We start from the raw sequence: 4,266 nt of genomic DNA, 5'->3' as shown, positions 1-4,266 counted from the left end.
GGTCAGCCCCTCGGCGGCGGCAATCCCGGCCGGGTCGGGCAGGGGAACCAGCAGGGCAGCGGGCAAGAGACGCGCGGATTTCGTAAGCTGGATCGCGGCACGGGCAAGGGTCGCATCGCCGTCGCGCGCCGAGAGGAACGGCCCCTTCATCGGTGAGCGCAGATCGTCGGCGGGATCGGCGATGGCCGTGACCCAGGCCGGTGTCGCATCGCCGGGCACGATCAGCCGGGCAATATCGCCGTCATAGGCGCGGGCTTTCAGCGTTTCGGCCCGTCTGGAGGTGATTGCGATAAGTGCAGGCCCGAGCGCCGAGAGCGCCGCGAAACGGGCAGGCACCAGCGCCTCGGCTGCCAGTGCCAGCACCGCATTGCCACCGGCGGTCAGCACCACCGGCACCCCCATGCGCAGATCGGCACGGGCGCGGTTCAGGCGTTCGACGATATCGGGGCCAAGTTGCATGTTACAATCCGCACTGTCTTTCACCCCCTAGATAGTCTGGCGCGACATAAATTGAAACATTTCCCGGCCTTGCGACACGAGCGCGTGAAATCGCGGGCGCGTGACTTGCCGAAAGCCCCCCTCAGACGCATCTCATTGGGGAAGAAGGAGACACGAGTCATGGCCAATCTTAAGAAAATCCTGCTCGTCGATGACGAGGAGGATCTGCGCGAAGCGCTTGCCGAGCAGCTGGTTTCGACCGAGGATTTCGACGTCTTTGAGGCCGGGAACGGCCATGACGCGATCGAGAAGGTCAAGGAAGGCATCTACGATCTGGTCATCCTCGATGTCGGCCTGCCCGACACGGATGGGCGCGAGCTGTGCAAGAAGATGCGCAAGCAGGGCGTCAAATGCCCGATCCTGATGCTGACAGGCCATGACGGCGATGCCGATACGATCCTCGGCCTTGATGCTGGTGCCAATGACTACATCACCAAGCCGTTCAAGTTCCCCGTATTGCTGGCCCGTATCCGTGCCCAGTTGCGCACACATGAGCAATCCGAGGACGCGATTTTCCAGCTTGGACCCTATACGTTCAAACCGGCCATGAAGATGCTGATCGATGAGAAGGAACGGAAGATCCGTCTGACCGAGAAAGAGACGAATATCCTCAAGTTCCTCTACCGCGCGACGGAAGGTGTCGTGGCCCGCGATGTGCTGCTGCATGAGGTCTGGGGCTACAATGCCGGTGTGACTACACACACTTTGGAAACACACATTTACCGATTAAGACAAAAAATAGAACCAGATCCGTCAAATGCGCGCCTTCTTGTTACGGAAAGTGGTGGTTACCGTCTCGTAGCATGAGACAATCGAATCCCCTCGCCGCACCGGGGCAATGATGCGGCATCCTCCCTGTTGGACTGGCCGGGCCTTGTGCCCGGCCTTTTTTTTGGACGAAGCCGAAAAGCGCGTCTCAAGGGGTGACAGCCATCCGGACATGACCGGACAGACGGAGAGGGTTTTACCTCCAAACCGCTCCCTTGAACTGGCCTTCCGCATCTTTTGGCGTGATGCCCGACAGATCGCAATGATTGGGATTGTCCGGCACGTCCGCCTCAATCAGGCGCGCGCTTTTGACCGGTGCGTTGATCACGCAGTAGGCATCGAACCGCAGGGGCAACCCTTGCAGCGTATTCGCCAGATTACCGCCGGGTCGGCAGTTCACGCTGGCACCCAGAATGCGACCATTGATGTCTACCTCTTCGCGTCCGAAAGAACAGGTGGTGCCGGTCGTGGTTCCCGCAGCGCCAGCCGGGCCGCCGATTGTTACGCCCCGGATCACCACACCTGTCGTTACCGGCGTCACTCCGTCCATGACGGCGTCTGCGCTTTCTTGTGCGGTTCCGGGCAAAGTGGTGGTGCAGAGCAGCGCGAGTGTTAGGCCTGCGAGTGTGGTCCGTGTTTTCGATGTCATCGATTGTTCTCCTGTCGATGTGGGGTGGGGGCGTGTCGTGCCGGATGTGCCGCTTTGGCTCAGCGGAACTTGATGATGTAGTTGACGGCGACGTTTCGGGACCGCGTTTCGGTCGTGGTACGGGCGGGAGAGTTGGGGGCACCTGTTGGCTTGCTCGTGGTGGAGGTTCCCGCAGCGCTGCCCTGCTGGGAAATCGCGGCGGGTTGGGTCACGTCATAATTGTGCGTGTGCTCCTGCATGGCGTCGCATTGCAGCGAGCCGACCACATTCGCAGTGTTGTTGCCGGTCGGGTCCCAACGCTGTTTGGCGTCCGGGTCCATCCCTGCGCCCGCATCGAACCCCCGCAGGAAAAGCCCGCGGTAATCCGGGATACGAAATTCCACATCGCTGCCGGTTGTCCGGTCCCCGTAAAGCGATCCGATCACGGCATGGAGTTCGGGATAGGCATTCACAATCAGATAGCGGCCATCGCAGAGCATCCAGCCCTGGCTTTCAAGGTGATTGAGGGGGGCGTCGGCCGGGTTTGCCGGGGTTGCGCCGGTGCTGGCGCAGGCGGCATTGGCCCAGATCGAATTCCGGGCGCCTGACACAGGGTCGACCTGCCCGGCAAACGGGCAAACCGAACCCACGGGCGGGGCTGAAAACATTGTCTGTCCTTCGGTCTGAAAAGTGGCGGTGAATGGAAGCGGGGCGGTCTGGATTGTGGTGGCGAACCAGTGATCGGGGCACATACCCGACACCCCGCTTCCGTCCGGCGCCGCGCTGTTCGGGCACAGCGCCGGATGTGGGCTGGCAAAAAGATCAGGCCGGGCTGATATCCCATGCGTTGCTGCCGTTCAGCACGCAGTTCATGTCATAGGTCGCGGCCGGGAACTTCACTTCCGATGTCAGCCCCACCGTGTTAATATTCAGGACTGTACCGATCTTCACATTCGTACCGGCAGCGATCCAATAGCTGGGTGTCGGGGTGAATGTGTGGGACAGGTTGGTGCCCGCCTGCACCGCGTAGGACCCGGTACCGGACATGCCGATCCCGACCGAATAGCGGTTGTTCGGAACATCTGCGGCATCGTTGATGACCAGAGAACCGGCAGGCGGCCCTTGCACCGGATCGCTCAGGCCGGGACCCGGGGTCAGCGAAAACTCCGTCGTGTTTTTGCCTGCGGGGCTGCAATCCTTCTTGCCGGACGCATAAAAGTCGACGCCGGGAATGAGTTGGCCGGAATCGCTCCACACGAAATTGTAGTCGATTTCCCAGGTAAACCGGATCTGGTCGCCGACCCTGATCTGATAGGGAGAGCAGAACCAGGCAAGCGAGAAGACATCAGCCACCTGAGCCGGCATTTTTTGATAGACATAGAAGGTCCATGGCTGGGCCGCCTGGTTTTTGAGTGTCATGGAATACTGGGTTCCCTGGGTCAGCGCATCCTTGGCAGACTGGGCTTTGCGCGCTTCCTGAGACAAAAGGTTGTCGACATAGCTGATATGCAAACTCATCTGTTCTTCCTCTTCGTTGGACAAATCGGGCATCTGATGCCGCAGCCCCAAAGGGTTGAAACGACACCCCCCGATACATTTAGGGGTAGAGAAAGATTGAGGTGAAATCCCGCCTTGGCTGTTTCCCTATGGTAAAATCTCGCGTCGGTTTTTCGCCCAGAGAAATTGCAGACCGTACGGAAGTTCGCTCGGGTTTCAGCGGCATCCGTTTCCAGCCAGTGTTGCCGCCAGGTTCAGATTTCGGAATAACTGGCCGCTTCAAAGGGGCGCGGGTGTTTTTCAGGGATCTCGCGCACCAGGGCTGTCAGCAATTTCGTGATCTTCGTCGGGCGCAGGGTCAACAATTCAACAAGCTCCTGGTCCGTTCGCGATCCGTTTGCGTCGCGATGGGATTTCGGGCTGCCCCGCTCCAGCAACAACCAATCAAGCGAAACATCCAGTTGAAGAGCCAGCCGACAGATGTTTTCGAGGGAAATGTTCTGGCCATATCGCCATTTTGACAATGCGGCGGGCGATACATCAAGGCTCGCAGCCAGTGCCATGAGCTTGGGTCGCCCGGCGATCTTGATCGCATGCCGGATACGTTCGCCCCGTTTGCTGGCGTCGTTATCATATGTCATGGAATATTCCTTCAGGCCAAATGAACAGTCAGCCCGGCGATACTATTTCTTTATTTTCTATAGCTTAGCGTCACGTATGGCCGACGAAAAACATCGCGCCGCAGGTATTTCCGATCTGCAAACACCGCTAGAGCGTGTTGCGCCTAATCGGTTTCATATCCTGCGGCCTTGAAGGAGTTGTAGCATTCCTCCTCGGTGAAGAGGTCGCAGACCTGCCCTGCGGCGCGCCAGAGG

The 4,266-nt window shown here is 59.3% G+C and carries 5 protein-coding genes and 1 pseudogene; 1 reads left to right on the top strand and 5 read right to left on the bottom strand.

The features are described 5' to 3' along the window. A pseudogene (locus tag WBB85_RS06070) lies at nucleotides 1–459 on the bottom strand (GTP cyclohydrolase II); the annotation flags it as partial. A 159-nt stretch (nucleotides 460–618) separates the two neighbouring features. Here WBB85_RS06070 and WBB85_RS06065 point away from each other — a divergent pair. Further along, a complete protein-coding gene (locus tag WBB85_RS06065) occupies nucleotides 619–1,305 on the top strand; it encodes a response regulator transcription factor (RefSeq protein ID WP_432637736.1) in 687 nt (228 codons plus the stop codon). A gap of 157 nt (nucleotides 1,306–1,462) precedes the next feature. Here the strand turns inward: WBB85_RS06065 and WBB85_RS06060 are convergent, their stop codons facing one another. The 4 genes from WBB85_RS06060 to WBB85_RS06045 all read right to left on the bottom strand — a co-directional run bounded on the left by WBB85_RS06060 (nucleotide 1,463) and on the right by WBB85_RS06045 (nucleotide 4,032). Further along, on the bottom strand, nucleotides 1,463–1,915 hold the full coding sequence (locus tag WBB85_RS06060) for a hypothetical protein (RefSeq protein WP_432637735.1): 453 nt from the start codon (nucleotides 1,913–1,915) through the stop codon (nucleotides 1,463–1,465). A 59-nt stretch (nucleotides 1,916–1,974) separates the two neighbouring features. Further along, nucleotides 1,975–2,562 carry a tail fiber protein gene (locus WBB85_RS06055; RefSeq protein ID WP_432637734.1) on the bottom strand — a complete coding sequence of 196 codons (588 nt, stop codon included), beginning with the start codon at nucleotides 2,560–2,562 and terminating at the stop codon, nucleotides 1,975–1,977. Between the two features lie 154 nt (nucleotides 2,563–2,716). After that, entirely contained in the window at nucleotides 2,717–3,445 is a 729-nt protein-coding gene (locus WBB85_RS06050; protein WP_432637733.1) for a hypothetical protein, read from the bottom strand. A gap of 200 nt (nucleotides 3,446–3,645) precedes the next feature. Further along, nucleotides 3,646–4,032 carry a helix-turn-helix domain-containing protein gene (locus WBB85_RS06045; protein WP_432637732.1) on the bottom strand — a complete coding sequence of 129 codons (387 nt, stop codon included), beginning with the start codon at nucleotides 4,030–4,032 and terminating at the stop codon, nucleotides 3,646–3,648. Between the last annotated feature and the right edge of the window lie 234 nt (nucleotides 4,033–4,266).

The organism is Albidovulum sp., assembly GCF_049646345.1.
GTDB lineage: Bacteria > Pseudomonadota > Alphaproteobacteria > Rhodobacterales > Rhodobacteraceae > Albidovulum.
The sequence above is the reverse complement of the archived record's forward strand: the minus strand, read 5'-3'. Positions and strand labels throughout refer to the sequence as shown.

Coding starts and splice junctions, on each gene's coding strand:
- WBB85_RS06055 (WP_432637734.1), bottom strand. CDS start 2,562: ATGTTTTCAGCCCCGCCCGTGGGTTCGGTTTGCCCGTTTGCCGGGCAG.
- WBB85_RS06065 (WP_432637736.1), top strand. CDS start 619: ATGGCCAATCTTAAGAAAATCCTGCTCGTCGATGACGAGGAGGATCTG.
- WBB85_RS06050 (WP_432637733.1), bottom strand. CDS start 3,445: ATGCCCGATTTGTCCAACGAAGAGGAAGAACAGATGAGTTTGCATATC.
- WBB85_RS06060 (WP_432637735.1), bottom strand. CDS start 1,915: ATGACATCGAAAACACGGACCACACTCGCAGGCCTAACACTCGCGCTG.
- WBB85_RS06045 (WP_432637732.1), bottom strand. CDS start 4,032: ATGACATATGATAACGACGCCAGCAAACGGGGCGAACGTATCCGGCAT.